This is a genomic window from Geofilum sp. OHC36d9 (assembly GCF_052400685.1).
In the GTDB taxonomy this organism is placed as follows: Bacteria; Bacteroidota; Bacteroidia; order Bacteroidales; family Marinilabiliaceae; genus CAZHHH01.
The window spans coordinates 1-26,391 of the sequence record NZ_JBQTGJ010000030.1; the positions used below are offsets into that span (position 1 = coordinate 1).

General features: G+C 43.8%; 24 protein-coding genes. 16 read left to right on the top strand and 8 right to left on the bottom strand.

Annotated elements, in window-relative coordinates; all coding sequences use genetic code 11:
• Window positions 1–157 precede the first annotated feature (157 nt).
• Window positions 158–1,108: a DUF4238 domain-containing protein gene (locus ACT3CD_RS16700; RefSeq protein ID WP_444646803.1), complete on the bottom strand. Its 951-nt coding sequence runs from the start codon at window positions 1,106–1,108 to the stop codon at window positions 158–160.
• A 330-nt stretch (window positions 1,109–1,438) separates the two neighbouring features.
• Entirely contained in the window at window positions 1,439–2,488 is a 1,050-nt protein-coding gene (locus tag ACT3CD_RS16705; protein WP_444646804.1) for a tetratricopeptide repeat protein, read from the bottom strand.
• 315 nt (window positions 2,489–2,803) lie between these two features.
• Here ACT3CD_RS16705 and ACT3CD_RS16710 point away from each other — a divergent pair, with 315 nt between their 5' ends.
• The 9 genes from ACT3CD_RS16710 (at window position 2,804) to ACT3CD_RS16750 (ending at window position 14,685) form a co-directional block, all read left to right on the top strand.
• On the top strand, window positions 2,804–4,384 hold the full coding sequence (locus ACT3CD_RS16710; protein ID WP_444646805.1) for a carboxyl transferase domain-containing protein: 1,581 nt from the start codon (window positions 2,804–2,806) through the stop codon (window positions 4,382–4,384).
• Window positions 4,385–4,439: 55 nt separating this feature from the next.
• A complete protein-coding gene (locus tag ACT3CD_RS16715; RefSeq protein ID WP_444646806.1) occupies window positions 4,440–5,222 on the top strand; it encodes an enoyl-CoA hydratase/isomerase family protein in 783 nt (260 codons plus the stop codon).
• A 7-nt stretch (window positions 5,223–5,229) separates the two neighbouring features.
• Complete coding sequence (locus tag ACT3CD_RS16720) at window positions 5,230–7,353, top strand: acetyl/propionyl/methylcrotonyl-CoA carboxylase subunit alpha (RefSeq protein ID WP_444646807.1); 2,124 nt, start codon at window positions 5,230–5,232, stop codon at window positions 7,351–7,353.
• A gap of 36 nt (window positions 7,354–7,389) precedes the next feature.
• Window positions 7,390–8,538 carry an acyl-CoA dehydrogenase family protein gene (locus tag ACT3CD_RS16725; protein WP_444646808.1) on the top strand — a complete coding sequence of 383 codons (1,149 nt, stop codon included), beginning with the start codon at window positions 7,390–7,392 and terminating at the stop codon, window positions 8,536–8,538.
• 480 nt (window positions 8,539–9,018) lie between these two features.
• Complete coding sequence (locus tag ACT3CD_RS16730) at window positions 9,019–9,873, top strand: isopentenyl-diphosphate delta-isomerase (RefSeq protein WP_444646809.1); 855 nt, start codon at window positions 9,019–9,021, stop codon at window positions 9,871–9,873.
• 13 nt (window positions 9,874–9,886) lie between these two features.
• On the top strand, window positions 9,887–11,182 hold the full coding sequence (locus tag ACT3CD_RS16735; protein WP_444646810.1) for a hydroxymethylglutaryl-CoA reductase: 1,296 nt from the start codon (window positions 9,887–9,889) through the stop codon (window positions 11,180–11,182).
• 171 nt (window positions 11,183–11,353) lie between these two features.
• Complete coding sequence (locus tag ACT3CD_RS16740; protein WP_444646811.1) at window positions 11,354–12,268, top strand: GYDIA family GHMP kinase; 915 nt, start codon at window positions 11,354–11,356, stop codon at window positions 12,266–12,268.
• Between the two features lie 251 nt (window positions 12,269–12,519).
• Window positions 12,520–13,578, top strand: a complete 1,059-nt coding sequence (locus tag ACT3CD_RS16745; RefSeq protein ID WP_444646812.1) for a diphosphomevalonate/mevalonate 3,5-bisphosphate decarboxylase family protein — start codon at window positions 12,520–12,522, stop codon at window positions 13,576–13,578.
• 120 nt (window positions 13,579–13,698) lie between these two features.
• A complete protein-coding gene (locus ACT3CD_RS16750) occupies window positions 13,699–14,685 on the top strand; it encodes a mevalonate kinase family protein (RefSeq protein ID WP_444646813.1) in 987 nt (328 codons plus the stop codon).
• A 684-nt stretch (window positions 14,686–15,369) separates the two neighbouring features.
• On the opposite strand, the gene ACT3CD_RS16755 is transcribed toward ACT3CD_RS16750, so the two are convergent.
• From ACT3CD_RS16755 to ACT3CD_RS16765, 3 genes are all read right to left on the bottom strand, one after another.
• Window positions 15,370–15,861: a MarR family winged helix-turn-helix transcriptional regulator gene (locus ACT3CD_RS16755; RefSeq protein WP_444646814.1), complete on the bottom strand. Its 492-nt coding sequence runs from the start codon at window positions 15,859–15,861 to the stop codon at window positions 15,370–15,372.
• Between the two features lie 252 nt (window positions 15,862–16,113).
• Window positions 16,114–16,875 (bottom strand): MBL fold metallo-hydrolase, encoded by a 762-nt coding sequence (locus tag ACT3CD_RS16760; protein WP_444646815.1) that lies wholly within the window; start codon window positions 16,873–16,875, stop codon window positions 16,114–16,116.
• Between the two features lie 69 nt (window positions 16,876–16,944).
• Window positions 16,945–17,607: a B3/B4 domain-containing protein gene (locus ACT3CD_RS16765; RefSeq protein WP_444646816.1), complete on the bottom strand. Its 663-nt coding sequence runs from the start codon at window positions 17,605–17,607 to the stop codon at window positions 16,945–16,947.
• A gap of 41 nt (window positions 17,608–17,648) precedes the next feature.
• Here ACT3CD_RS16765 and ACT3CD_RS16770 point away from each other — a divergent pair, with 41 nt between their 5' ends.
• Window positions 17,649–18,338, top strand: a complete 690-nt coding sequence (locus tag ACT3CD_RS16770; protein WP_444646817.1) for an HAD family hydrolase — start codon at window positions 17,649–17,651, stop codon at window positions 18,336–18,338.
• On the opposite strand, the gene ACT3CD_RS16775 is transcribed toward ACT3CD_RS16770, so the two are convergent.
• Complete coding sequence (locus ACT3CD_RS16775) at window positions 18,335–18,745, bottom strand: secondary thiamine-phosphate synthase enzyme YjbQ (protein ID WP_444646818.1); 411 nt, start codon at window positions 18,743–18,745, stop codon at window positions 18,335–18,337. The two genes, ACT3CD_RS16770 and ACT3CD_RS16775, sit on opposite strands and share 4 nt — an antisense overlap.
• A gap of 463 nt (window positions 18,746–19,208) precedes the next feature.
• Between ACT3CD_RS16775 and ACT3CD_RS16780 the strand changes: the two genes are divergently transcribed.
• The 5 genes from ACT3CD_RS16780 to ACT3CD_RS16800 all read left to right on the top strand — a co-directional run bounded on the left by ACT3CD_RS16780 (window position 19,209) and on the right by ACT3CD_RS16800 (window position 22,474).
• Entirely contained in the window at window positions 19,209–19,826 is a 618-nt protein-coding gene (locus ACT3CD_RS16780; RefSeq protein ID WP_444646819.1) for an SIS domain-containing protein, read from the top strand.
• Window positions 19,827–19,954: 128 nt separating this feature from the next.
• On the top strand, window positions 19,955–20,497 hold the full coding sequence (locus ACT3CD_RS16785) for a hydrolase (RefSeq protein WP_444646820.1): 543 nt from the start codon (window positions 19,955–19,957) through the stop codon (window positions 20,495–20,497).
• A gap of 9 nt (window positions 20,498–20,506) precedes the next feature.
• Entirely contained in the window at window positions 20,507–21,463 is a 957-nt protein-coding gene (locus ACT3CD_RS16790; protein WP_444646821.1) for a carbohydrate kinase family protein, read from the top strand.
• Between the two features lie 19 nt (window positions 21,464–21,482).
• Window positions 21,483–21,776 carry a LapA family protein gene (locus tag ACT3CD_RS16795; RefSeq protein WP_444646822.1) on the top strand — a complete coding sequence of 98 codons (294 nt, stop codon included), beginning with the start codon at window positions 21,483–21,485 and terminating at the stop codon, window positions 21,774–21,776.
• A gap of 65 nt (window positions 21,777–21,841) precedes the next feature.
• The gene (locus tag ACT3CD_RS16800) at window positions 21,842–22,474 is read left to right on the top strand and encodes a WbqC family protein (protein WP_444646823.1); all 633 of its coding nucleotides are present in this window, start codon (window positions 21,842–21,844) and stop codon (window positions 22,472–22,474) included.
• A 44-nt stretch (window positions 22,475–22,518) separates the two neighbouring features.
• Here the strand turns inward: ACT3CD_RS16800 and ACT3CD_RS16805 are convergent, their stop codons facing one another.
• Both ACT3CD_RS16805 and ACT3CD_RS16810 read right to left on the bottom strand, forming a co-directional pair.
• On the bottom strand, window positions 22,519–22,953 hold the full coding sequence (locus ACT3CD_RS16805; protein ID WP_444646824.1) for an NUDIX domain-containing protein: 435 nt from the start codon (window positions 22,951–22,953) through the stop codon (window positions 22,519–22,521).
• Window positions 22,950–23,723: a C40 family peptidase gene (locus ACT3CD_RS16810; protein WP_444646825.1), complete on the bottom strand. Its 774-nt coding sequence runs from the start codon at window positions 23,721–23,723 to the stop codon at window positions 22,950–22,952. The genes ACT3CD_RS16805 and ACT3CD_RS16810 overlap by 4 nt, the downstream gene beginning before the upstream one ends.
• Window positions 23,724–23,915: 192 nt before the next feature.
• Here ACT3CD_RS16810 and ACT3CD_RS16815 point away from each other — a divergent pair, with 192 nt between their 5' ends.
• The gene (locus ACT3CD_RS16815) at window positions 23,916–26,057 is read left to right on the top strand and encodes an HD family phosphohydrolase (RefSeq protein WP_444646827.1); all 2,142 of its coding nucleotides are present in this window, start codon (window positions 23,916–23,918) and stop codon (window positions 26,055–26,057) included.
• Window positions 26,058–26,391: the final 334 nt, after the last annotated feature.

A 26,391-nucleotide genomic window follows, 5' to 3' on the forward strand; every position in this document is an offset into this window, starting at 1 on the left:
AGTTTAAAGCAACACAATTAAAGCATGGGCATTCTTCTCAAAAACATAAAAAAACGACAATAGGTCCATAGTATTTAGTTGTAGCTCTACCGGAATGTAGTTCAACCTGGAGTAATCGCTGGGTCGTGCCGACCGCTCATACTCCTATATATTGGGCTTAGTTTTTTATATAATACCTAAATCCCCTCCTCTTAAATTTTTCTTTTTCTTCTTTCATTTTTAGAAAGTTTTCAATTCCCGAATAACTTCCAAATACAAATTTTTCTGATTGCATTACCTGTCTAGTATTTGATATTTGAATTTCAGAAAGTCCCAAAACGTCTTTATATTCAGTTCTATAAATTTCATTGTCACTATTGTTGTCTGGTATTAAATAAAGAATATGTTTCGAATCTAGTGGAAGAGAAAGAATATTATCAGCGTCAAATGGTATTAGCTGTTCATTCAAAATATTAGTAGCGGTTACAGGGTTGTCGCTTGTTAATAATTCAATCTTATCATTTTCGAGTTTGTATACACAAATTCTATCATTCTTCAATCTTAGTGATATTAGTTTAGAAGCCACCTCTAATTGTTGGATTACCATTGAAGGTTGGTTCTCTTTTTTGTATTCAGCTAAATGTTCTTCAAGTGTCTGACCAGCTATTGAGCGACGTTTATCTTCAAATAAGTAAGATTCTGTCCCCATTTGTTTACACATTTCAAACATCTGAGCAAACACCCTATTCATAACGTCATAGTGTTTGTTAATCCACCATGTCGTACGATAATACATAGTTACCACAGTTGTAATTATTAATTCTCTATCTTCCTTCAATATTTCATTAATATTATCATCTATAAGCATTGAATAAATTCTTGAATAATGAGCTTCTAGATTATCTGAATAGAACGACTCAATTGCCATTTTTTCCTCAACAGAATCCCCTGATAGTGTATACAAATGTTTCTTTAGAGCTACATTAATTATGTTTGATTCAAATACTTCTTTAATTGAGCTACTGCTACTAGGTAAAACATTAATATATGTTTCCTCTCCAACATCAAATCCAAAATTTTTAAGATAAGTCCTTGGTACAAAATGTTGTCGTTTTACTAAAGTTGCCATTTGTTAATGTTTCTCACTGTTTCTTGAAAATTATACCCAACGTGTCCATAACGCCATTTTCGATTATAGCCTAAAAGAGTTATTGCATTTTTATTGTCTTTTTGCCGCCGCTTTCCGAAAAAACAAACACTGAATTTACTAATTCGCTGATATCTATCAAATAAGTTGAACAAAAACTGCTCAATGAAAGCATGTGCATTCTTCCCAAAAACATAAAAATCGACAGTAGGTCCATAGTATTTTGTTGTAGTTCTAACGGGATGTAGTTCAACCTGGAGTAATCGCTGGGTCGTGCCGACCGCTCATACGCCTATATATTACCGCCAGTTTTTAATCATCAAATTGAGTTTCATGTAATTTACAATCATAAAACATACAGCCACAAGAAATGGTCTTGTATAATTCTGATAGCTTTAATTCAGGTGGATTAACTAATTTTTGTCTTAACGCTTTTATTGATTCTATCTCATTGTTCAATTCCTTTATTTCAACAACTCTTTCTTCCTCTGTATAATCCTCATAATCTTCATCTTCGGGATTTCTCAGGTCTGACATCCATGATTCTTTACCTTGAATCTGTTCCTTTGCAAGTTCATTAAATTTTGAATCATTGTACTTTAATAGCAAATAGCAAAACTCAGGATATGATAGTAAATCAATAGAAAAAGGACTTTCCATTAACAATTCATAAGCCTGACTCATATCTTTTTTCAAATAGCATAATTGGCTCAAGTCACAACACGAAACCCAAGCAGATGGATCTTTATAAGCTTCACTCAATTTAACTTCTTCTATAATGCTGTTTATTTCAAACTCCTGTCCAAGTTCAATTTGACACAAAGCTTTATTAAATTTTGATTCATTGTCATTATCCATTATTGCAATGGACTTTTCATACAAAGTCAAAGCTTTTTTAGGATTGTCTAAATGATTCTCACAGACTGCTAAATTGTGAATGATTTCAACCATTTCCACTTTTGATAAAGTCATCGCTTTTTCAAAATAAAGCTTAGCTGTCTCATAGTTTTCTTTCATTAAGTATGCATAACCAAGCAAATTATATGGCATAAATGAATTTGGTTCTTTGTCAACGAATGGCTTTAATATTTCAATTCCTTTTTCATAATCATCCCAGTCCGTTATAATCTGATACGCATAATTATTTGAAGTCTTAATCGACGGCTTAATCTCAAATGCTTTTTTGAACAAAACATCAACTTTATTATAGCTATCAGCTTCTCTGCAACTCAAATATCCAATAGCCAACTTATTCATTAAATCCGTGTCTTTAGGATTTTTGGATAGGCTATTTTCAAGTTGTCTTATATCGTCTATTTTATATTGCTCGTTCATCTCTTCACTTGGCGGTAACGTCCCCATAAACCCATTATCGTTTATCTCTTAAAAGCGTTATTACATTTATATTGTCCTTTACCGGAAATAACCGGTAACAGACCATGAATTTACTAATTCGCTGATATTTATCAAATAAATTAACCAAAACCAGCCTGTAAGACCAGCCCAAATAACAGATGTAATGCGCCTGAAATCAGACGACACAATACGGCAGGTACCACAAACGACACAATCATTTACAACGGCATCATCAACCGCATTTTCAAGGGCCCATTTTCTTTCAGGCAGAGACCGAACAAAACAGGCTTTTGTTAGTTATTTAGGCATATCTGAAAGAAAATGAAAATCGGGTTACAACCAGAATATATTTCAATAAACAAGCGTCTGTCCCATGAGCTATTAACACGCCTTCAGACGGCATCGCAGGGCGGACCTGAAAAAATCAGACGACGTCATCAGCAGCGGGGCAAATTGTTGGTGCGCCATCGCATCGACAAACTCATTGATGCAGGCACCCCATTTTTAGAACTATCGCCGCTTGCCGCGTATGGTCAATACAACGATCAATTTCCGGCGGCAGGCATAATCACCGGCGTGGGGTTAATACATGGCCGTGAAGTCATGATTGTGGCCAACGACGCCACCGTAAAAGGCGGCACTTACGTGCACGAAACCATCAAAAAGCATTTACGTGCACAGGAAATTGCAGAACAGAATCAGCTGCCCTGCGTGTACATGGTCGATTCGGGCGGTATATTCCTACCTGAACAAGCCCGTGTGTTTCCCGACAGGGACGATTTTGGCCGTATTTTTTACAACCAGGCACGCATGTCGGCCGCCGGCATACCACAAATAGCCATCGTAATGGGATCATGTACGGCCGGCGGAGCCTATGTCCCGGCCATGAGCGACGAAACCATTATTGTACGCAACCAGGGCACCATCTTTTTGGCGGGTCCCCCATTGGTAAAAGCAGCCACAGGTGAAGTGGTCTCCGATGAAGAATTGGGCGGTGCCCGTGTGCACACCTCTATATCAGGCGTTGCCGATCATCTGGCCGAAAACGATGAACACGCGCTGGCAATATGTCGGGATATCTTTAGTCATCTGCCACAAAACAAAAAGCAACCCCTAAAAAGAGATGTTCCCAAAGACCCCGTTCATCCGCCCCAACAGTTATACGGACTGATTCCGGATCTCAACAAACCGTGGCCTCACATTCAGGAAATAATTGACTGTCTGATAGATGCCGGATCCTTCCGAAGCTTTAAAGAAAATTACGGTACCTCACTGGTGACAGGTTTTGCCCGGCTGCACGGTTACGAAGTTGGCATTTTAGCCAACAATGGTATTCTCTTCTCCGAATCGGCCCTTAAAGGCACCCATTTTATTGAACTGTGCAATTTACGCGGGATACCTATGATTTTCCTTCAAAACATCACCGGATTTATGGTGGGTAAAGAATATGAACACAAAGGCATTGCCAAAGATGGCGCAAAAATGGTTCATGCACTGGCCAATTCCACCGTGCCATTTTTCACCGTCATTATAGGAGGATCGCACGGCGCAGGCAACTACGCCATGGCCGGAAGAGCTTACAATCCGCGATTCCTGTTCATGTGGCCCAACGCCCGCATTTCGGTGATGGGCGCCAAACAGGCCACACAGGTGCTTTGTGTGCTCAAAGAAGAACAGGCTACCGCAAAAAGTCAAACAGCCTCCAAAAAGGAATTACAAGATATTGAAGATGAAATAACGGCCAAATATGAAGACGAAGGATCTCCCTACTATAGCACCTCCAGATTATGGGACGATGGCATCATCGACCCCATACACACAAGAGATGTTTTGGGTTTGGCAATTGAAACATCACTAAATGCACCCTTCGAAAAACCAAAATACGGCGTTTTCAGAATGTAAACTTTAAAACAAAAGAGCCTTTCATAACAATTATTTTTTATGTAAAAACAAACAGATGATAACAGTCACTGAATACAGCGAACAAGTTTGCTACATCGAAATTGACCGGCCCGGAAAATTGAACGCCCTCGACAAAGAAACCATCGAAGGAATGATTGATTTCCTAAAGGCTTCGGCCAGTTCGGCCCAGTTTAACGTCCTGGTTATTTCTGGTAGTAACGGATTTTTTTCGGCAGGTGCCGATCTCTCCTGGATGAAAGAAGGAATGACGCAAACCGCTGAAGCCAACATGGCCGATGCGCAGCTTTTCAACCAATTGTACCGGCAAATGACCGAATACCCCAAACCCATTATTGTCAGGGTGGACAAAGGGGCTTATGGTGGCGCCATCGGACTGATGGCCTGTGCCGATGTGGTCATCACCTCCCCCGATGCCATTTTCCGCTTCAGCGAAACAGCACTGGGTCTCATTCCGGCAACGGTAGCACCTTACATTGTTAAAAAAGTAGGTAACGGCAATGCCCGATACTTGCTCCTGTCGGGGCACCTGTTCAATGGCGATGATGCAATGCTATACGGACTCGTACACATCCTGGAACCGGCCGACGACATAGAGACGGCAACGCGCGAAACAGCCATTCAAATGGCGGCATTAGGACCCAAAGCTACGCAACAGACCAAAAAATTACTCAATCAGCTTGACCACGCTACCTATAACTTTGATGAGACGACGACCAACTTATGTGCCTCTCTTATTGCATCGGCACGCACTACAAACGAAGGACAGGAAGGGGTCACCGCCTTTTTTGAAAAACGCAAACCAAACTGGAACCGATAATAAATAAATGCCATACAAACCGATACATAAACTTTTAGTTGCCAACCGGGGTGAGATAGCTGTTCGCATCATTCAAACAGCCCGCCGGATGGGTATTACCACCATAGGCATTACCACCGCCGCTGAACCTTTCACAACAGCCGACGAGAGCTTCTATTTACCCGGTCATTCGTTGGCCGGAACTTACCTTAACGAAAAAGCCATCGTTCAGGCAGCTCTCAAAACAAATGCCGACGCCATTCATCCGGGCTACGGATTCCTATCGGAAAACCAGTCCCTGGCCAAAGCGACAACCGATGCAGGGGTGCTATTTGTTGGTCCGCCAGCACAAGTCATAGCAGAGATGGGTGATAAAACCAAAGCCCGTAAACTGGCCCAAAAGATGCAAATACCGCTCACCAAAGCCGTATATGGTTCTGTTGACGACATATTCCGGCAACAAAAAAATCTGCCATTTCCACTTCTGGTAAAAGCTGCCGCCGGTGGTGGCGGTAAAGGAATGCGACTCGTATCGTCGCCACAGGAACTATTGCCTGCTCTGCAGCAAGCACAACGTGAAGCGCTTAACTACTTTGGCGATGATCGCATCTTTGTGGAACACTACATCCACATGCCGCGACACATAGAAGTACAAATTCTGGCCGATCAACACGGCAACTGCATTCACCTCTTCGAACGCGAATGCTCCATACAACGCCGCTACCAAAAAATGGTGGAAGAGGCGCCCTCTCCGGTCGTGAACAATAAGTTACGGACCAGACTAACCGACGATGCCATTAAAATAGCCCAATCAATTGGTTATGAAGGTGCCGGTACGGTGGAATTCTTAGTCGATAATACGGGTCAGCATTTCTTTTTGGAGATGAACACCCGGCTACAAGTGGAACATCCGGTTACCGAAGCCATTACCGGCATCGACATCGTAGAGCAACAGCTACTTATTGCCATGGGCTTACCATTGTCGTTGACACAAAAAGAGATCAAAATCAATGGCCATGCCTTGGAATGCCGCATATACGCCGAAGATCCTGACAACGATTTCCGGCCTGAACCGGGCCCTCTCTTCGCGGTTCAATGGCCCGAAAGACGCCTCGCCCGTACAGACACATGGTTTCATGAACCAACGGTGATTCAACCCGATTTTGACCCCATGCTGGCCAAAATAATCACCCATGCCCCACATCGTAACTATGCCATCGGGAAAATGCGACAAGCGCTCAGTCAAACAATACTAACCGGAAGTACCAATAATATTTGGTATTTGCAGAGCATCATGCAAAATAAAGATTTCGTAGCCGGCAAAATTAACACCGGATTTTGCGAAATATTCAAAGCCAGGGTACCTCAACAGATTCCTGACGAAATAGCTGTTGCCGCCGCTCTCACATTGCAACTCAAAAATAAAACAGACAATAATTCGGTTTGGCATCAGTCCGGTTTTTACCGGTTCAACAATTTAATTCCCTTCGTCATTAGTCTCAGCAAAAAAACGCAACGGCCTGATAAAACACAGCTGGATTCAAGCCGTACGGAATCCGAAAAAGATAAACTGACTATGGTAAACGATCATTCTGAGGACAAGCACAACCCAGAAACCGGACATTGCTTGCAAGCACCAATGAATGACACAGAAATAACCATCGGTTATACCGAAAATGAGCACAACGAACTCACATTATACATAGACGGCAAACACTTAGGGGTTATTTCGCAGATGGTTATTCAGGATAAAAAGATACGTTTATTCTACTCCGGTCAGCCCTTCTCATTCAACTGGGCCATTACACCCGATGGAGAACTGTTGCTGGAACAGCCGGCCCAAAAATGGAACATCAAATTCAACAACTATCTGCCCAAAACATTTCAAAAACAGGAACTAAACAACAATAACAACCTTAATGCAACAGTAAAAGCACCCATTCCCGGTAAAATCACGCAAATCAACATTCAGGAAGGCGATTACATAAAAGCAGGTCATACCCTGTTAGTCCTTGAGGCCATGAAAATGGAAAATCGCATATCAATGCCACGAAATGGCGTGATCACAAAAATACTGGCCCATACGGGCATTCAGGTTAAGGCCAATCAAACACTGGTTGAAATCACCAACGAAAGCAACAAGCAAGCCTAAAACACCAAACCAATTGCACAACTATAAATTCTAAATATGTATTCATTTTCGAACGATAAACAAGAACAATTCAGACAAAAGATCAGAACGTTTGCCCAGGAGGTCATCGCACCCGAAGCAGGTCGATTAGATGAAGAAGAACGTTTTTCCACCGAGTTAACAAAAAAAATGGGCGACATGGGTTTATTAGGCATGACGGCTCCCAAACAATACGGCGGACAAGGCCTCGATACCCTCTCGTACATCATCGCTGTTGAAGAGTTGTCGCGCATCGACAGCTCACAGGCCGCTACAGTGGTGGCGCATAACAGTCTGGGATTGGTTCCCATCATAGATTATGGCACTGAGGCTCAAAAAGAAAAATATTTGCCCAGACTAACCAGCGGTGAACACCTGTGGGCCTTTGGTCTCACCGAAGAAAATGCCGGGTCGGATGCCCGCGGCACTGAGACAACCGCCACTCACGAAAATGACCACTGGATTATCAACGGTTCAAAACGTTACATAACCAATGCTTCCACCCCAATAACACTGGGCGTTACACTTCAGGTGATGACGCAAAACGACCAACACAGTCAGCCAAAACTAACCACCATACTGGTGGAAAAAGGAACATCCGGCTTCCACGCGGAACGAATGCTGGGAAAAATGATGTGGCGCGCCGCCGATACCGCACGCCTCTCTTTCAAAAACTGCCGCGTACCTTACTCCAATCTTCTGGGCGAAGAAGGTCAGGGCGCCCGCTACATGCTTCGCACCCTCGATGGTGGCCGTTTATCAGTAGCCGCCATGGGACTCGGGTTGGCACAGGGGGCTTTCGAAATGGCGCTGAAACATGCCAAAACAAGGAAACAATTTGGTAAACCCATCGGACGCAATCAGGCCATAGCCTTCAAACTTTCCGACATGGACATGAAGCTGGAGCTGGCGCGTAACACCCTGTACCGGGCATGCCTGCTCAAAGACCATGGTCAGCCGTTTTCAAAAGAAGCAGCCATGGCTAAACTATACACATCTGAAATTGCCCGTGAAATAGCCGATGAAGCCGTACAGATTTTCGGCGGTGCCGGACTCTTCAAAAACAATCCCATTGAACGTTTTTACCGCGACCAACGTCTGCTTCAGATTGGCGAAGGAACTTCCGAAATTCTAAGACTGGTTATTGCCCGGAGTTTAGGCGTATAGCCCGTATGAAAGCGCTAACTGAAAACGCTTATGGCTGAAAACACCTGAAATACCGCCAAGGCAAACTACTTTGAACCTGCGATAAATGAATGACGCAATCATCAACCGAAGGTTTTTTTTATATTTACATTTTATACACCACGGCATTCTATCAATTACAAGCAGTATATAGTGCCAGTCCATAAAGTGAGTCGTTTGAGCTGTGAAGTTCAATCGACTCACCTGCGCAGCTCAAAAAATGTGAGTTTACTGGTGTAAATCACCCTTTTGAAACAAGCGTAACGCAAAAGTTGAACTTTACAGGCAGACACTATTATTGTATAGCAAACATCTATGAGAGACCGGAAAAAAGAACATATAAACCAGGCATTTCAATCGCGTGTCAATGCCTGGGAAGCGGATGTCAGATTCAACTACGAACCATTACTGGCAGGCCACGCATCCGACCACCCGAACCCATTCCCCTTTGCGGGGAAAACAATGCACCTGCCTCTGTGGGTAAGCAGCATGACTGGCGGAACAGCACTCGCCGGAACCATCAACCGCAATCTGGCACGCGCCGTTCGCGAATTTGGGCTGGGCATGGGACTGGGCTCTTGCCGCATACTCCTGGAGGACGACCGACATTTTGCCGACTTCGACATGCGGTCCATCATCGGAGAGGAGGCGCCTTTTTATGCCAACCTGGGTATTGCCCAGCTTGAACACCTCATCGACAACAAGGCCTCCGATAAAATTGAAGACATCGTGCGTCGCTTGAGAGCCGACGGTCTCATCATCCATATCAACCCTTTACAGGAAGCTTTTCAGCCCGAAGGCGACATGTTTACCCGCCCTCCTCTTGAAACATTGCAAGCGTTTCTGGAGCAAACAAAACTAAAAGTGATCGTAAAAGAGGTCGGCCAGGGCATGGGCCCCGAAAGCCTTCGTCATCTATTTCAGTTGCCGCTTCAGGCCATCGAATTTGGCGCATTGGGAGGCACCAACTTCACGCTTCTGGAACTGTCACGACACCAAAACTTCGATACGTCGGTCTTTGAACCCTACGCCCGGATTGGACACACCGCCGAGGATATGACCCTGACAGCCAACAAAATTATTGCCGAAAACACAAATTTAAACTGTCAACAGCTCATCATATCGGGTGGCATCAGTAATGTTCTCGATGGCTATTACCTCACTCAAATCAGCCGGGTGCCTTCGGTCTTCGGAATGGGCTCGGCCCTGCTGAAAGTAGCCAGCGATGAGTACGCCACGCTTCAGCATTACCTTCAACAGGTCAATAAAAGTTACCAGCTGGCGCGAAGCTATTTAACCATCAGAAAAAAAGAGTAAAAACCCACTGACGATGAAACTAATCAAAGGATTTTCAAAGCTAAACAGGGACGAAAAAATCCGTTTCATACAGACAAACATGCCATTAACGGGCGATTTAGCCCATACGCTGAAAACATACCGACACCCGCAACAACAAAATATATTTGATGAATTTTCTGAAAATACACTGAGCAACTACTATTTGCCCTATGGGGTTGCGCCCAATTTTAATATCAACGGACAGATATATGTCGTGCCAATGGTTGTGGAGGAAAGTTCGGTAGTAGCAGCCGCATCGCGTGCCGCCGCCTACTGGGCAGGGCATGGAGGATTTAATATAACAATACACAACACCCTGAAAGCAGGCCACATCTGGTTTCAATGGTCCGGCGATTCAACCACGCTTCAAAATGAGCTCCCCGCGTTAAAAGACCACCTTATCAACGCCATAAAACCGCTCACCCAAAATATGGAAAAACGTGGTGGTGGCATTCAGGATATCCGTTTGATTCCGCAGCCGGAACTACCGGACACATGGCAACTACAAGTCACCTTTAAAACAGCCGACAGCATGGGGGCCAATTTTATCAACACCTGTCTGGAAGCCATGGAAAAACCACTGACCGTCTATCTTGAAGACAAAGATCTGCCAGCGCCCGATGTGATAATGGCAATCCTGTCAAATCACACCCCCAAATGCCTCGTAAGCTGTGAAGCTCATTGTGCCGTTGAAGCACTAACCCCTTACGCAAAAGGTGAAACGCCGCAAGAATTTGCCCGACGTTTTAAACTGGCTATGGATATTGCCTGGCATAACACCGACAGGGCCGTCACGCACAATAAAGGAATTTACAATGGCGTGGACGCCGTCATTCTGGCAACAGGCAATGATTTCAGGGCAGTAGAAGCAGCCGGACACGCCTACGCCGCCCGCGACGGCCGGTACAGGGCATTATCAACCTGTAACATAACACCCGAAGGACAGTTTCACATCTCTCTTACCCTACCCATGGCCGTTGGAACGGTGGGTGGTTTAACCCGTCTGCATCCTCTGGCAGCCCTCTCTATGGACATCCTGCAACAGCCAACCGCCGAACAACTTATGGGTATCGCAGCCGCTGCCGGACTGGCCAATAACTTTTCGGCCGTGGCGTCGTTGGTCACCACCGGTATCCAAAACGGGCACATGAAACTGCACCTTTCCAATATCCTCAACAGCTTCAATGCTTCCGCAGATGAAAAAAAAGCCGCCCAAACCTATTTCGCAGATAAAGAAGTTAGCAGACTAGCTGTCAAAGAATTTTTAAACCGTAAAAAATCAGAATAATGAATGCGGCGTCCTCCCGACCCTGATATTTATGTAGCTGCCTGAATTTTGTAGTTACATAAGGATTTCTGTCCACCTCAGGAAATTGCGGTGTCGTTTTCAAATTTAAGAAAAACAACAGAAAGGCTGAAGTTCACGTCCATTCCATCAATAAATCAATAAATAAACCCCATGCAAACATTCCACGCCAACGGCAAACTACTTATAACAGCCGAATACCTCGTACTAAAAGGAGCGAAAGCATTGGCTGTTCCGCTGAATAAAGGGCAGCAGCTAACCGTCGGGCATTCCGGACTGCCGGGTTTGCGATGGCAAGCCACAGCACCTTCCGGAGACTGGTTTGACGTGGAAATGGACGCGCAGCTAAACCTCATCCATTCTTCAGATGAAACTAAAGCCAAAACCCTTCAACACATTCTGATAAAGGCCCAACAACAAAAACCGGATGTAATATCAAAACTTCAACAGGCAACGGTTCAAACACATCTGGAGTTTGACCCGCTTTGGGGCTGGGGCAGCAGCTCAACACTGTTACACCTGTTGCACCAGTGGCTTGGCATTGATCCCTATCGGTTAATGGATGAAACATTTGGCGGTTCCGGATACGATATTGCCTGTGCCGCGGCTGATAAACCAATTCACTACAGCCGACACTGGCAACAAGAACCTGAAATTGAAACAGTATCATTTAATCCGCCATTTATAGAAAAAATCGGCCTCGTTTATCTCAACAAAAAACAGAATTCTTCATCTCAGGTCAAGTCGTTTCTTAAATCGCAACAACCCGATCAGGGCCTCATCGATGGGATATCAGCATTAACCACTGCGTTTACAAATGCAACCAACATTTCTGACTTTGAAAAACTGATTCATCGCCATGAAAAATTGATTTCCGCAGCCACAAAACTTATTCCGGTACAAAAACAGCTGTTTCAGAAATTCCCCGGTGCCGTGAAATCGTTGGGTGCCTGGGGTGGCGATTTTGCATTATTCGTATCTGAAATGGATTTTCAAACCGCAAAAAATTGGTTTCACAACAACGGATATCCCATAGTGCTGCCATTTAAAGAGGTCATAAAAACCTGACCTTCAATTTTTGTTTTGCCCGCTTTTTGAAAAATGGACAAACACAAATTATAAACAACTGAAATAATAATCATTAACCAGTCTTCCTCACAAAAACAGATTGTTTTTTAATTCCCTAAACAACAATTATACCGCACCAGAGCTGTTATATTCTTGCGTTTTGATTGAACTATCGGTCGATTTCTATGTTTTGCTGTTTCAGTAACCAATTAAAAACAGGCATTCCACAAAATATCCGGCAACCAAAAATAATGACTAACAGCAACAGCATTAGCGCCACCATCGAATGGCAAAGCCCGTCGAATCTGGCCATCGTAAAATATTGGGGAAAGAAAAATACACAGGAGCCGCTTAATTCAAGCATCAGCTTCACGCTAAAAAATGCCGTAACCATCACCAAAGTCACGGCAACACCCGCCGCCCAGGGCGGTTTTTCATTTATGCTTGATGGAAAACCCTATGACGCTTTCAACCAAAAGATAAAGTTGTTTCTGGAAAAGGCAAAGCTTCAGCTGCCATTTCTCCACAAACATCACGTACACATCAACAGCCATAACACATTCCCGCACTCCTCAGGCATTGCCTCCTCGGCCAGCAGCATGAGCGCCCTGGCTTTATGTCTCATTGATTTACAGGCCGTGAGCGAAGGACGTCCACCGGGGCACCCCGATTTAAAAGCGGCATCCAATCTGGCAAGGTTGGGTTCAGGCAGTGCCAGTCGATCGGTATACCCCGGCTGGTCCTTATGGGGTAAACATCCCAACGTAGCCAACAGCAGCGATCAATATGCCATTGCGTTAGAAAATATACATCCCGGTTTTCAGTCGTTGGCCGATGCCATTCTGATTACCGATCCCGGCAGTAAAAAAATTAGCAGCAGTGACGGGCACGCACTCATGAAAACCCATCCTTTCGGAGAAGCTCGAATTAAACAAGCCAACAGCAATACGCTTAAACTATTGGACATCCTAAAATCCGGAGATTATGCCGGCTTCTTCGCCATTGCCGAACACGAAGCCCTCACATTACATGCCTTAATGATGAGTTCGAACCCGGGATACACCTTACTACAACCCAACAGCTTGCTGATTATTGATGAAATAAGAAAAGCCCGGACCCAAAAAAATATTCCGGTGGGTTTCAGCATGGATGCGGGACCCAACGTGCATTTGTTATATCCCAAAAACGAAACAAAAACCATTGCGCCATGGATTGAAGAAACCATCAGGCCGCTATGTTACAACCAAACCATATTATTTGACGAAATAAAACAAAGGAAACCAGACCTGGAAACCACAAAAAAGAAATAGAGTCTGTCCATAAACTCAGTGTTTGAAATATAAAGTTCAGATTCAAGGCTTGCGAAGTCCGAAAAATGTGAGTTTACTTCGGAAATGTTCCGGAACGCCATTCCAATAAAATATATTTACATGTCATCAACCAGACACAGTAACAACAATCCATTTCACTCCAAAATAATGCTATTTGGAGAATACAGTATTATAGTAGGCTCAATGGCCCTCACCATTCCATACGCACATTTCAACGGGTCGTTGGAGTTCATCAACCGCAATCGTTATACAGACCTCGATTTTGCACGACGAAGCAACCATCTGTTATCGGAGTACTATAACAAGTATATCATCGCACTGGCTCAAAAAGGCACTCTGCCCCGGGGCTTCGACCATCAGCAGTTAGGAAACGATATCAGGCAGGGCCTCTATTTTGAATCGACCATTCCCGAGAGCTATGGACTGGGCAGCAGCGGGGCGTTAGTGGCAGCTCTATACGACCGGTATATAAAACGGGACGACCGACCACTCAGGTCATCTAAAAGCACCGATATACTGGAACTGAAAGCCGAACTTGCCATATTGGAATCCTGGTTTCACGGCACCAGTTCGGGCATCGACCCGCTGATATGTTACATGCGGCGGCCCCTGCTTTTTAAAGACAACAAAACTATTAAACCCATATCAATACCACGTTACAACCTCACCTCCAACGATGCCATTTTTTTAATAAACAGCGAAAAATCGGGCAAGACGGCCCCGCTGGTCGATCAGTTTATGAAAAACTGTGAGGAACCAAACTTCAAACAACAAATGCAAAATGAATACATACCACTAAACAACGCCTGCATACAATCGCTTATAGATGGCGACATCGAACTATTTGAACAAAAAGTACGTGAATTATCAATGTTTCAGTCCAAACATTTTAGTGGTATGGTCCCTTCCACCCTCGAAATGGAATGGCTTTACGGTATCACCACCGGACAATTCATGCTGAAATTATGCGGCTCGGGAGGTGGTGGTTTTGTTTTAGGATTTACACGCCACTACAGAGAAGTTAAAGAACGCTTCCTTGCCAAAGGGAAAGAAATTATACCAGTATACCAGTATGAAGCCATTTAGTGCCTGTTCATTAAGTTGGGAGTTTGGTTGTAAAGTTCAAATTCAGGCCTTACACAGCTCATAAAATGTGAGCATCGTAAAACCAAAACCATTGCATTAGTCAATAATTACCGGAAAAGAGCAGAAAGCTTATCCATATACACAGAAGCTGACCCGACCGGATTAGAAACTTATTATCAGACTGATACACTCATCTAACACACTTAGAAACGTATTCTCAGACTTAGAAGGATATCTGGCACACTTAGAAGAGCATCTGGCACACTTAGAAGCTTATTCTCAGACTTAGAAGGATATCTGGCACACTTAGAAATATATCTGGCATACTTAGATGAACATCTGGCACACTTAGAAATGTATCTGGCACACTTAGAAGGACATCTGGCACACTTAGAAACTTATCTGGCACACTTAGAAGAACATCTGGCACACTTAGAAACTTATTCACAACTTACAAAATGCAAAAAATGTGAGTTTACTTTCGTAAATGACTGTTTTTATGACGAGCATAACGCAGAAGTTGACTTTATAGGCAAACTATAATTAGTGCATGTCCATAAAGTCGGGAGTTTGTTTATAAAGTTCAAATTCAAGGCTTGCGAAGTCATAAAAATCAAGAAGTTTACTTTTCGTAAACGACTGTTTTTATGACAAGCGTAACGCAGAAGTTGACTTTATAAACAGTTAGGATTCACTCTCAAAAAAAGAATCAGCCATAATAACCGGCGCCTCATCCGTCTCTTCAATTTCCAGCATCTGCGTTAACAAATCCAAAGCGTCCGACATTTTCGTCAGCTCCTCGTGCGACAGCCGTTCCAATTTATAGGCCAACCGCTTTTGAAACAAATCGGGGGTTTGCTTAAGAAGCTCATCGCCCGCCGAAGTCAGCGTAATACGAGTCACCCGTTTATCGCCCGACTTTGGCAACCGCGCCAGCAGACCATGGTTCTCCAAACGGCTGATGATGCCGGTTACCGTACTCGAATTCAGACTCAGATGGTCACGAATAGCCCGCTGTGTGGCCTGATATTCGGGTGACGACTTCAAAAACTCCAGACACAAAATCTGCGGTATACTAACCCCAAAATCCTTCTGCACCCGCTTCGATTCCAAATTAATAGACCTGATGATTCGTCGAACCTTGATTAAAATATCTTTATAATCCATCTTATCCATACCGAAAAAAACTTTTAAATAATATCAAGCAAAAAACTCAAGTGCTTGATAAGGAATGTTCAAATTCAAGCCTAGCCAAATTCCCAAAATTTAAATTTACAATGGTAAATGACCATGTTGAGGACCAGCATAACGCAGAAGTTGGACTTTTCTTGCAGGCACTAATCAATAAATTACGGGAAGCTAAGGATTTAAAAATAACATCAATGCTTTAACAGCTCAAAGCTTTATACCGTAAACATCCGGATTTTATCATTCAATTGTATAAACCTCGCCAACGGCATAACGGTTAGTCACCTTTATCTCAAAACAGGTCAGCAGCGATTTAAAAGCATCGGCAGCCACTTCGGGACGGTTATTCTCACCCGACAAATGCGACAAAAAGACCACTTTCAAATCGGGATGATGGTGCTGCTTCAATAGGTCAAAGGCCTGCGCATTGGATAAATGACCTTTATCACCGGCGACCCTCGTCTTAAGGTGTTGCGGATAAGAACCCGCCCAAAGCATATCCTCATCGTAGTTGGATTCCAAAAACAAAGCCTGACATTGTGCCAGCTGACTCGTCACATTATCGCAGGGCGCGCCGATATCAGTAAACACCCCCACGTTGAGGCCATTATTTTCAATACGAAAACTGCACGGCTCTGCGGCATCATGATTTTTCAGAAACGAATGAATCAAAAGTCCTCCAACCTTAATGTCCTCCCCCGGCTGAAACAAAATCACCTGATCCGGTCGGTTAGGACCCCAGCTTTTATCATACGATTTTTGGGTGATGTATACCGGAACATTCAAATTCTTGCTCAGCACCCTCACGCCCCTAAAGTGATCGGCATGCTCGTGCGAAATAAGAATGGCTTTAACTTTAGCAGGATTTAAGTTCCGTTGTGCCATTCTCTCCAACACCTGTCTGCGGCTGATACCCGCATCTACCAAAACAGCCTCATCGCCGTTGCCCACATAATAGCAATTGCCATTACTGCCCGACGCGATGGCACACATTTCAATCATTGAGATTCATTTGTAAATCAGATAAAGAGCACAAAAATACAATCAAAAAAGGGAATAAAAAAGAAATTGTCAGACCTTCCATACCAAAGGCTTGTTAACGTCCCCCAATTGCCCCAATAACGTAACGGTCATCTTCAGGGCCTCATCCAACGCCTCGTTTGAAGCTTCAAAATCCGGGAAAACCATTAAAAAACGAACGGTATCAGCGGTGACCATGGTGCGTACCGAATCGCTCGTTGACGTTCCAAAAGCCCCCGTATCGTCCCGGAAAACCGGTAAATTCTCAATATTCAATGCCCCGCGACCAATACCTTCATAAGGCTCGTTGGGGCGACCAATACCAAAATGCACCGGACCGTTAATGTTATCGGCATCGTAACCGCCGATGGAAAAACCGGTTTGAATGGAAACTAAGTTCAGTATATCAACCATATTATTAATTTCATACAAACCCTTTCCCTGGGCTAAACGACGCAACAGACTCTCGGCGGCCGGCCGGTACCTGTTGGGATCTTTACCCAAACGACGATAAGCATTTTTAGTGACCTCTACCACCGGATGACGGCGTATCAGTTCAGGTGTCATGCGTTGCATGATCGAATCCCCTACCCGCTTCATCTCATCCCGTATCGCCCCATCGGTTGGCGTTACACACACATCGGCCAGTATGCAGCCTATCTGTAAATCGGGAAACAGATCCCGCATTTCCGAATCTATGGTTATCTTCATCATTAACATTTATTCTTTTATAAGATTTTCGCCATCTTTGCACCATGAATTTAGAAAATCTTCCATCAAAACCGAAAGCTGTCTTTTTTGATATGGATGGCGTATTATACGACTCCATGAAGAATCACGCCTACACCTGGACGGAAAGTTTCAGCAAGGCAGGCATTCATTTCCCGCAATACGATGCCTATATGAACGAAGGCCGAACCGGTCCGGCCACCATTCAGCTGGCCTTTAAAGCACATTTAAACCGCGAAGCCACACCACAGGAAATCAAAGACATATACGATTACAAAACCGAATTGATGCAACAGGCGCCTGTAGCACCTATTTTACCGGGCATGCAACAGGTTTTGCAACAAGCCATGGCCGCGGGAATCACAGTTATGGTTGTAACCGGCTCCAAACAACCGTCGCTCATCCAACGTCTTAAAAACGACTTCAACATCGACAACAAAAATGTTGTAAGTGGGTTTGATGTAAAAAAAGGGAAACCCGACCCCGAGCCCTACCTGATGGCGTTAAAGAAAAGTGGCTGTCAGCCCGATGAAACTTTGGTGATAGAAAATGCCCCCATGGGCGTTGAAGCGTCGGTGGCGGCCAAGATCTTCACCATCGCCGTTAACACAGGTATCCTGAAGCCCGAAGAGTTATCGTCGCGCGGCGCCAACATTGTATTGCCCGGCACACAGGCATTGCTCGATATATGGCCCCGGATTATCAACACCCATTAACTGTATACCGTTATCACCAACTGACGCGAACCGCCATAGTTGCGAAATTCACAAAGATAAATCCCCTGCCAGGTGCCTAACCCCAAACGCCCGTCAACAACGGGAATGGTCAACGAAGCCCCGATAAGTGACGACTTAATATGTGCCGGCATATCGTCCAGTCCCTCCAGCGTATGTTGATACCCGGGACCATTTTCAGGCGCCAGCCGGTTCATAATAGTTTCAAAATCGGCACGCACCGAAGGATCGGCATTTTCATTAATGGTTAATCCGGCCGAGGTGTGCTTAATAAAAACATTGACCATCCCCTGTTCGGGCAAATCTTTTAAACACCTCTCAATGTGAGAAGTTATTAGATGATACCCCCGTCGGTATTCAGGCAAACGTAATTGAAATTGTTGTATCATACCACACTATTTTATTACACTAATAATCAATATCTTCTCAAAAAACAAAATGAATTAATTCTGTCTCCCAAAAGTATCGATACTTTTCCAAAACGCCTATATTGGCATTAGTCATCTTTATAATTTCTTTTGGAAACATCGGCTAATCAGAGTCCGTCAATAAAATGCAACTGCTGCGTTACGCTAGCTCTCAAAATGGTCATTGACACCAGTAAACTCAAATTTTCCGGGCTGCGCAAGCCTCAAATCCGGACTTTCTGGCTGAAACGCCTGCCTTTATGAACAGGCAAGTGTAAGTAAGAAAAGAATGATTAACTCAATAATTCTGACATAAAAAAAACCAAAAACAAAAGGCAAAACAGCCACTGCCAAATGAATGACAGCCAATTATGAAATATCAGAAACTAAACGAAATTGCCTTTTTATTTTTTAATATCTTTGCGTTCAACTAAACAAATACCCAATGATGCAAAACGAAATAAAAGCCTTGTTTAAAGCGGAAGCCGAAGCTGTGAGCCATATTCCGGTGTCAGAAGAATATCAGAAAGCACTGGACATTATTTACCAGCAGGTGCACGAACAAAAAGGAAAGCTAATAACCAGCGGAATGGGCAAAGCCGGCCAGATAGGCATCAATATGGCCACCACATTCAGCAGCACAGGTACCCCTGCCGTTTTTCTGCATCCGGCCGAAGCGCAACATGGCGATTTGGGTATTGTTCAGGAAAATGATGTGATGCTGTTGATTTCCAATTCTGGTAAAACACGTGAGATACTAGAGCTGATTCATCTGGTTCGCCGTTTACGCCCCGGCATACGTCTGATTGTGATAACAGGAAATGCCGAATCCGTTTTGGCACACGAAGCCGATGCTACACTACTCACGGGCAATCCGCCTGAAGTTTGTGCACTGGGCCTTACGCCAACCACCTCAACCACCATTATGACGGTGATAGGCGACGCCTTAGTGGTTCAGATGATGAAACGAATCAACTTTACCAATCACGATTATTCATTACGTCACCATGGTGGCTATTTGGGCGACAAATCGAGAGAAGCAGCAAAAAATGCCTCAAAATAACCTTTAACTCACCCAAACAGGATATTAAAAAAACGGGTATTAACCCCATTCAAAAACAACCGGCAGCCGTAAACCGGCCCATCATCAAACGATGAGCAACAGCGGCCCGCCGGATTAAGCTAACAACCATGCGAATACTAAAAGATCAGACCGTTGCATTTATTGTTGACGTACAAGAGCGACTCTTTCCGGTGATACATAACAACGAACAGCTGTCCCACAATCTGGAGATACTAATCCGCGGTTTAAAAACACTACAAATTCCCATTAAAATAACAGAGCAATACCGCAAAGGATTAGGGGTTACCATTGCGCCCTTGCAGCCATTGTTGCAGGGCAGCACCAACATCGAAAAACTGGCCTTTAGCTGTTGCGACGCACCAGAGTTTATGTCTGAAATTGACGATAAAACAGATAAATTCATCATTTTAGCCGGTATTGAAGCACATATTTGTCTGTTACAAACAGCCATTGATCTAAAAGCCAAAGGCTTTCAGCCGGTGGTCGTTGAAGACTGCACCGGCTCGCGCAATCCTGAAAATAAACGCATAGCCATTCAACGTATGCAGCAGGAAGGCGTCATCGTTACCAGTTTTGAATCACTGCTGTTTGAACTCTGCCGTTATGCCGGCACCGATAGTTTCAAAGCCATTTCAAAACTCGTAAAATAACACCCCCAGATGCGAACCATATACGGAATAGGAGAAGCTCTTCTTGACATCATTTTTAAAAACGACCAGCCGGTCGGCGCCACAGCCGGAGGCAGCACACTAAATGCCATGGTTTCGCTGGGTCGGATGGGGCATCAGCCACAGCTCATCAGTGAGATTGGCAACGACCGCATCGGGGATATCATCAATCGTTTTCTATTAAAAAACGGCGTCTCCAACCAATTTCTGTTTCGCAAAAAAGAAAACCGTTCTCCCCTGGCACTGGCATTTTTAAACGATGCCAATGATGCAGAGTATGAGCTGTTCAAAGATTATTCGGCGCAATCGCTGACGGGAGAAATTCCGCCTTTTAAAGAAAACGATATTGTCATGTTCGGTTCTTTCTTTGCCCTGAACCCAGCCCTTCGTCCTCAGCTCATAAACTACCTGAAAACCGCACGCGACAAAGGCGCCATCATTATATACGACCCCAATTACCGCAGCCATCACTCACACCGCACTCACGAATTAAAACCTGTTATTGAAGAAAACTTCTCACTAGCAACAATAGTAAGAGGCAGTGATGAGGATTTCAGAAACATTTTTGGTTTGGAAACGCCAGAAAAAATGGCGGAAGAGATCAACCGTTTTTGTCCCAATGCCATTATAACAGCCAACAGCACGGGCACCTACATAAGCACCTCAAATGTAAAAGGATGGCTTCCGTCACTCACCATAAATTCGGTCAGTACCATAGGCGCAGGCGATAATTTTAATGCCGGCATGGTACATGGTATCGTAAAACAAGCTATTTTGCATAAGGATATTTCATTAATGACAAAAAAACAATGGGAAACAATAATTGCCTCAGCTGTAGCATTTGCCACCGAGGTGTGCCAGTCGCTGGATAATTATGTACCCGAGAATTTTGAAACAAAAATGAATCATTATACAGAACAATTTACCGAACAACTAAAATTAGAATAACCTTTAAAAACCTTTCGTTATGACAACTAAAAAAAACAGTCTCAACTTTTCGTTTTGGGTATTTATTGTATTAGCTATAATCATAGCTGTATTTTCGGTTCAGAACTCAAAACCTATTGATGTTCGATTATTCCTTTGGGATGTAAATATTTCGCTGGCCATATTGCTCATTGGAACTTTCCTCACCGGACTGGTCATTGGCGCCCTTTATGCCTATCAAAAATTAAAGCCCAGATCTGAAAAAGAAGAAGAAACAGATAACAGCGATAAAGCTGAAGGAATGAAATCAGATGAAACGAGCCATGGGAATTGATTCACACACAGAAGTATGATTATCCTGGCGAGTTCCATATGACCTTAAAAAACAAATTAGAGTATATGAAACTCTTTAGCACGGCTCTTTTTGCCCCGATACAATATTTTGCACATCTAACCACTGAAGACCAGGCACTGATAGAGATAAACTGCCATTATGCCCGACGCACCTATCGCAATCGCTACGTCATATTAGGTGCCAACGGGCCAATGGCACTATCGGTTCCCGTAGAAAAAATTCACGGACAAAAAGTGCCCACGCGGGATGTCACAATAGCCTATGACACCCCATGGCAGGATTTACATTGGAAATCTATTGTATCGGCTTATAATTCATCGCCCTACTTTTTGTACTACCGCGATGACTTTGAGCCTTTACTTCAAAAATCATGGAAATATCTCATCGATTTAAACAGCGCAGTGACCGAGGTTTGCCTGCGCTGTCTTGATGTAGATACCACATTGAATTACACAAAACAATACGTTTCGCCCACCGAAGATGATCTGGATTTAAGGGATCTCATCCATCCCAAAAAGGAGCTATCGTCAGATCCCCTCTTTCACCCCGTTGCCTATCGACAGGTATTTAATACAGATGGCTCTTTCATCGCCAATCTCAGCATTTTAGATCTGATATTTAACAAAGGGCCGGAATCGATATTGGTTTTAAAGGACTCGTTGAAAAGCACACTGTGAGACAAAAGAAGTAACACGTCATTTCATGGGGGCAACAATGGAGTTTACATTCCGTCTATACCCTTCAACGCATCCCTGATAATGTCGTCGTGATCAAAAGCCAGTGAAGGCAAGTCACTTACGGGAAACCACAACGCCATACTGGCGTCATCGCCGGCACTAACAGGCATCACTTCCGGAATAATGGCTTTAAAAGCAATGGTAATGGTATGTCCGCGGGGATCGCGTCCCGGCTTTCCATAGGCCCCAACCTGTTTCAGCTCAACGCCAGTGAGGCCCGTTTCTTCTTGCAGCTCACGGGCGGCCGCATCAACCAGATCTTCATTTTCATCGACAAAACCACCCGGTAAGGCCCAGTGATCTTTATAAGGGTCGCGTCCCCGCTGAATTAAGAGCACCCTGTCGCCTTTGGGCTCACGCGCCACAATGACCAAATCAGCCGTCACCGCCGGGCGCGGATATTTATAAGTAACACTCATTCAATAATTCGTTTTATAACCCGCAAATGATGGGTATATTTTTGTCGTGCCCGGCTAAAAATCCCCTGATGGTCCAGATAATCCATACAGACCTCGCCACTGGCATGTAATATACGTCCTTGTCCCAGGCATATCCCAACATGTTTAATAGTGCCTGCTTCATCGTCAAAGAAGGCGAGATCTCCGGCCCGTGCTTCTTCCACAAAATCAATCATGGCGCCACACTCCACTTGTTGCGAAGCATTACGCGGCAACGAATACCCCATAATTTTAAACACCACCTGCGCCAGAGCAGAGCAGTCGATACCAAAAAAAGTACGCCCGCCCCACAGATATGAAGCAGACAAAAACCCTTTGGCCACTTCTTCCAGATCCGGCTTCCGGTCGCTCAGGTTATTCTGTAAATAATATTCCTGCCCACTTAAGACAAAGGAATTTCGGTCCTCTCCATTAAAAGCAATACGACTGCCGGCCGAAATAATCTGAACCGACTTAAAAGGTTCGCGAATCAATTTAACAAATGGAGCTGCGATCACAACGCCCGGCGTTTTTTCCCATAATTCCACGTCCTTATCGGTGGCAGGAATCACCGTCTTTTCATCAACCCACCCTTCATAACCATCAAAATCAAGACGCACACGGTGCCACCCCGGAATCACCTCCAGGGTATGAAAAACTTCCCCAAACAAGATTTGCGTTTCAAGGGCAGACGTCTCGCCCGGTTCCAGTCTTACAGGAATCGCACTAAAAGCACAAATAGAACCCGACATAATAGTAGCTTTACTGATAATAAAAATGATTACTTTTTAAACACAGAACTAATGCTATGTTACCAAAAATATTGTTAACTAAAAAATAACCCTCAAAAAAAACGCGCCAATCCGGCGGCCTAAATATTGAGATAAAGCGCTGTAATGACCATAAAAATATGTAATTTAGATGCATTCAAAAATGGTTTCCTTATGATAGAAAGTTTCCGAAAATACTCAAAAAAAATAAATCGCATCATTCTGTTTCTGGCCGCGACGGCCCTGGTTGTATATATTTTTCCCCGACAGGGAAAATTTCGTTATGAATATTCACAAGGAAAGCCCTGGCGGCACAGCACCCTCATAGCTCCGTTCGATTTTCCCATCTACAAAACAACCGAAGAGCTGAAAACCGAGCAAGACAATGCCCTGAAAGAATTCAAACCTTATTTTAACCTGCAACCAAATATTTATAAGCAGGTTTCGGCGCAATTAAATGACGAATTAACCCGAAAAAGCACAACACTGGTCAACAAATATCCTTTTTTACAGGAACCCGTCAACGATCAGAATCATTTGGTCATTACCGAATTAAAGAAACGCATCAATAAAACCTTGTCTGATATATATAACGAAGGGATCTACACCTTACCCGAAAATCTTCAAAACATTGTACCCACCACAATCATTTTTTTAGTGAAGGATAATTTTGCTGAGCCTTATGAGTTAAGCGAATTCTATAATTACCAGACAGCCTATCAGAAGGCATCATCCGAAATATTTTCCTATCTCGACAAGCATGTTTTGGCAAGTAATCAAACCATTGATAACTTAATAAACGATCTTGAGATAAACCGTTATATGCAACCAAACCTGATTTACGATGCCGAACGCACGCAACAGGAAAAAGACAAAATCATTCAAAACATAAGCCTTTCGAGTGGTGTTGTGGTATCGGGGCAGCGCATCATAGACACGGGAGAGCTGGTAACGCCTGATATACGGAAGATTCTGGATTCATTAAAAAAAGAGTACGAAAACAGTCTGGGGAAGAAAACAGGGCATTATTTTATCATATTGGGTCAATCGCTCATTGTTTTACTCATATTCACAGCCATATTTCTGTTTCTGTTTTATTTCAGGCAGGACGTATTCAACAATCTGATGTCGGTACTATTTCTACTGTTAATGGTTACCTCAATGATATTTTTGGCACAGATGGCCCGATCGGGCGAAATATTCCCGATTTACATCATTCCATTTGCCATTCTTCCCATTATTGTGCGGATATTTTTTGATTCCCGACTGGCCTTTTTCCTTCATGTGGCGACCATATTACTCGCGGCATTTTTTGCCCGCAACAGTTTTGAATTTGTACTGATACAAATTCCGACCGGTCTGACTGCTATGTTCAGTCTTTTCAGAATGGTAAGACGCTCACAGCTTGTGAGGGCTGCCATACTGATTATTTTGACCTACGCCCTTTTATATACCGGACTGGCATTGTGGCAGGAAGGCGATATAAACACCATTAACCTCTCATTTTACTGGCAGTTTATTCTAAATGGTGCGTTATTATTACTTGTTTACCCCCTGATTTATGTTTTTGAAAAGATGTTTGGTTTTCTGTCGGATGTTACACTTGTGGAGCTTTCGGACACCAACCATCCGGTGTTACGGAAACTGGCCGAAAAAGCACCCGGGACGTTCCAGCACTCTATTCAGGTTGGGAATCTGGCACAGGAAGCCGTTTATGCCATTGGCGGAAATCCATTGTTGGTTCGGGCCGGCGCTATGTACCATGACATAGGCAAACTGGCCTCGCCCCTATATTTCACGGAAAATCAGGCCGGAAATTTGAATCCACACACATCAATGGCGTATGATGAGAGTGCACGCATCGTCATTCATCACATCGAGAGCGGCATTAAAATGGCGCAAAAAGAAAAGCTTCCAAAGCAGATCATTGATTTCATAGCCACCCATCAGGGTACCATGAAAACCCGCTATTTCTACAATTCATTTGTCAATCAGAATCCCAATGTTGCACCAGATGAATCAATCTTCACCTACCCCGGGCCAACGCCCTTCTCCAAAGAAACAGCCGTACTGATGATGGCCGATTCGGTAGAAGCCGCCTCCCGCAGTCTTAAAAGCTACAACAATGAGGAGATTGACAAATTGGTTGAAAACATCATAAATGCACAGATTGCAGAAGATCAGTTTATTAATGCACCCATCACTTTTAAAGAAATTACCCAGGTCAAGAAAGTCTTTAAGGATAAACTTAAAAATATTTATCACGCCAGAGTAGAATACCCTGAGTTGAAGAAAAAACAGACCAAACGTACTTAGAGTCTGTCTGTAAAGGCCAATCACTTGTTACGTTTGTTTATTTTGTGCGGCGGAAATTTTAATGTGCCATTGGGGGGAAAGTGCGGGGGGCGATTGTAAGCTTATTGGCAAGCATGTGGCTTTGGTCATTTTTTGTATCGCCCGGTAAAATTTTAACCTGTTTATTTTACTCTCACTTAATACAAACAAAAATTGGAGTCGTGATGGTCGGCCGGGACTTGCCAATGTGCTTACAATGTGTGTGGAATTTTATCTCTTTTTACAACTGTTGTTTAGTTTCGTACAAATATTTCTAAAACTTCGAGAAGTTGGGGTTTGTCGTATAATGCGATGT

Excerpts from the sequence above, each read along its gene's own strand:
- ACT3CD_RS16700 (WP_444646803.1), bottom strand. The coding sequence starts at position 1,108 with ATGGCAACTTTAGTAAAACGACAACATTTTGTACCAAGGACTTATCTT.
- ACT3CD_RS16705 (WP_444646804.1), bottom strand. The coding sequence starts at position 2,488 with ATGGGGACGTTACCGCCAAGTGAAGAGATGAACGAGCAATATAAAATA.
- ACT3CD_RS16710 (WP_444646805.1), top strand. The coding sequence starts at position 2,804 with ATGAAAATCGGGTTACAACCAGAATATATTTCAATAAACAAGCGTCTG.
- ACT3CD_RS16715 (WP_444646806.1), top strand. The coding sequence starts at position 4,440 with ATGATAACAGTCACTGAATACAGCGAACAAGTTTGCTACATCGAAATT.
- ACT3CD_RS16720 (WP_444646807.1), top strand. The coding sequence starts at position 5,230 with ATGCCATACAAACCGATACATAAACTTTTAGTTGCCAACCGGGGTGAG.
- ACT3CD_RS16725 (WP_444646808.1), top strand. The coding sequence starts at position 7,390 with ATGTATTCATTTTCGAACGATAAACAAGAACAATTCAGACAAAAGATC.
- ACT3CD_RS16730 (WP_444646809.1), top strand. The coding sequence starts at position 9,019 with ATGCACCTGCCTCTGTGGGTAAGCAGCATGACTGGCGGAACAGCACTC.
- ACT3CD_RS16735 (WP_444646810.1), top strand. The coding sequence starts at position 9,887 with ATGAAACTAATCAAAGGATTTTCAAAGCTAAACAGGGACGAAAAAATC.
- ACT3CD_RS16740 (WP_444646811.1), top strand. The coding sequence starts at position 11,354 with ATGCAAACATTCCACGCCAACGGCAAACTACTTATAACAGCCGAATAC.
- ACT3CD_RS16745 (WP_444646812.1), top strand. The coding sequence starts at position 12,520 with ATGACTAACAGCAACAGCATTAGCGCCACCATCGAATGGCAAAGCCCG.
- ACT3CD_RS16750 (WP_444646813.1), top strand. The coding sequence starts at position 13,699 with ATGTCATCAACCAGACACAGTAACAACAATCCATTTCACTCCAAAATA.
- ACT3CD_RS16755 (WP_444646814.1), bottom strand. The coding sequence starts at position 15,861 with ATGGATAAGATGGATTATAAAGATATTTTAATCAAGGTTCGACGAATC.
- ACT3CD_RS16760 (WP_444646815.1), bottom strand. The coding sequence starts at position 16,875 with ATGATTGAAATGTGTGCCATCGCGTCGGGCAGTAATGGCAATTGCTAT.
- ACT3CD_RS16765 (WP_444646816.1), bottom strand. The coding sequence starts at position 17,607 with ATGATGAAGATAACCATAGATTCGGAAATGCGGGATCTGTTTCCCGAT.
- ACT3CD_RS16770 (WP_444646817.1), top strand. The coding sequence starts at position 17,649 with ATGAATTTAGAAAATCTTCCATCAAAACCGAAAGCTGTCTTTTTTGAT.
- ACT3CD_RS16775 (WP_444646818.1), bottom strand. The coding sequence starts at position 18,745 with ATGATACAACAATTTCAATTACGTTTGCCTGAATACCGACGGGGGTAT.
- ACT3CD_RS16780 (WP_444646819.1), top strand. The coding sequence starts at position 19,209 with ATGATGCAAAACGAAATAAAAGCCTTGTTTAAAGCGGAAGCCGAAGCT.
- ACT3CD_RS16785 (WP_444646820.1), top strand. The coding sequence starts at position 19,955 with ATGCGAATACTAAAAGATCAGACCGTTGCATTTATTGTTGACGTACAA.
- ACT3CD_RS16790 (WP_444646821.1), top strand. The coding sequence starts at position 20,507 with ATGCGAACCATATACGGAATAGGAGAAGCTCTTCTTGACATCATTTTT.
- ACT3CD_RS16795 (WP_444646822.1), top strand. The coding sequence starts at position 21,483 with ATGACAACTAAAAAAAACAGTCTCAACTTTTCGTTTTGGGTATTTATT.
- ACT3CD_RS16800 (WP_444646823.1), top strand. The coding sequence starts at position 21,842 with ATGAAACTCTTTAGCACGGCTCTTTTTGCCCCGATACAATATTTTGCA.
- ACT3CD_RS16805 (WP_444646824.1), bottom strand. The coding sequence starts at position 22,953 with ATGAGTGTTACTTATAAATATCCGCGCCCGGCGGTGACGGCTGATTTG.
- ACT3CD_RS16810 (WP_444646825.1), bottom strand. The coding sequence starts at position 23,723 with ATGTCGGGTTCTATTTGTGCTTTTAGTGCGATTCCTGTAAGACTGGAA.
- ACT3CD_RS16815 (WP_444646827.1), top strand. The coding sequence starts at position 23,916 with ATGATAGAAAGTTTCCGAAAATACTCAAAAAAAATAAATCGCATCATT.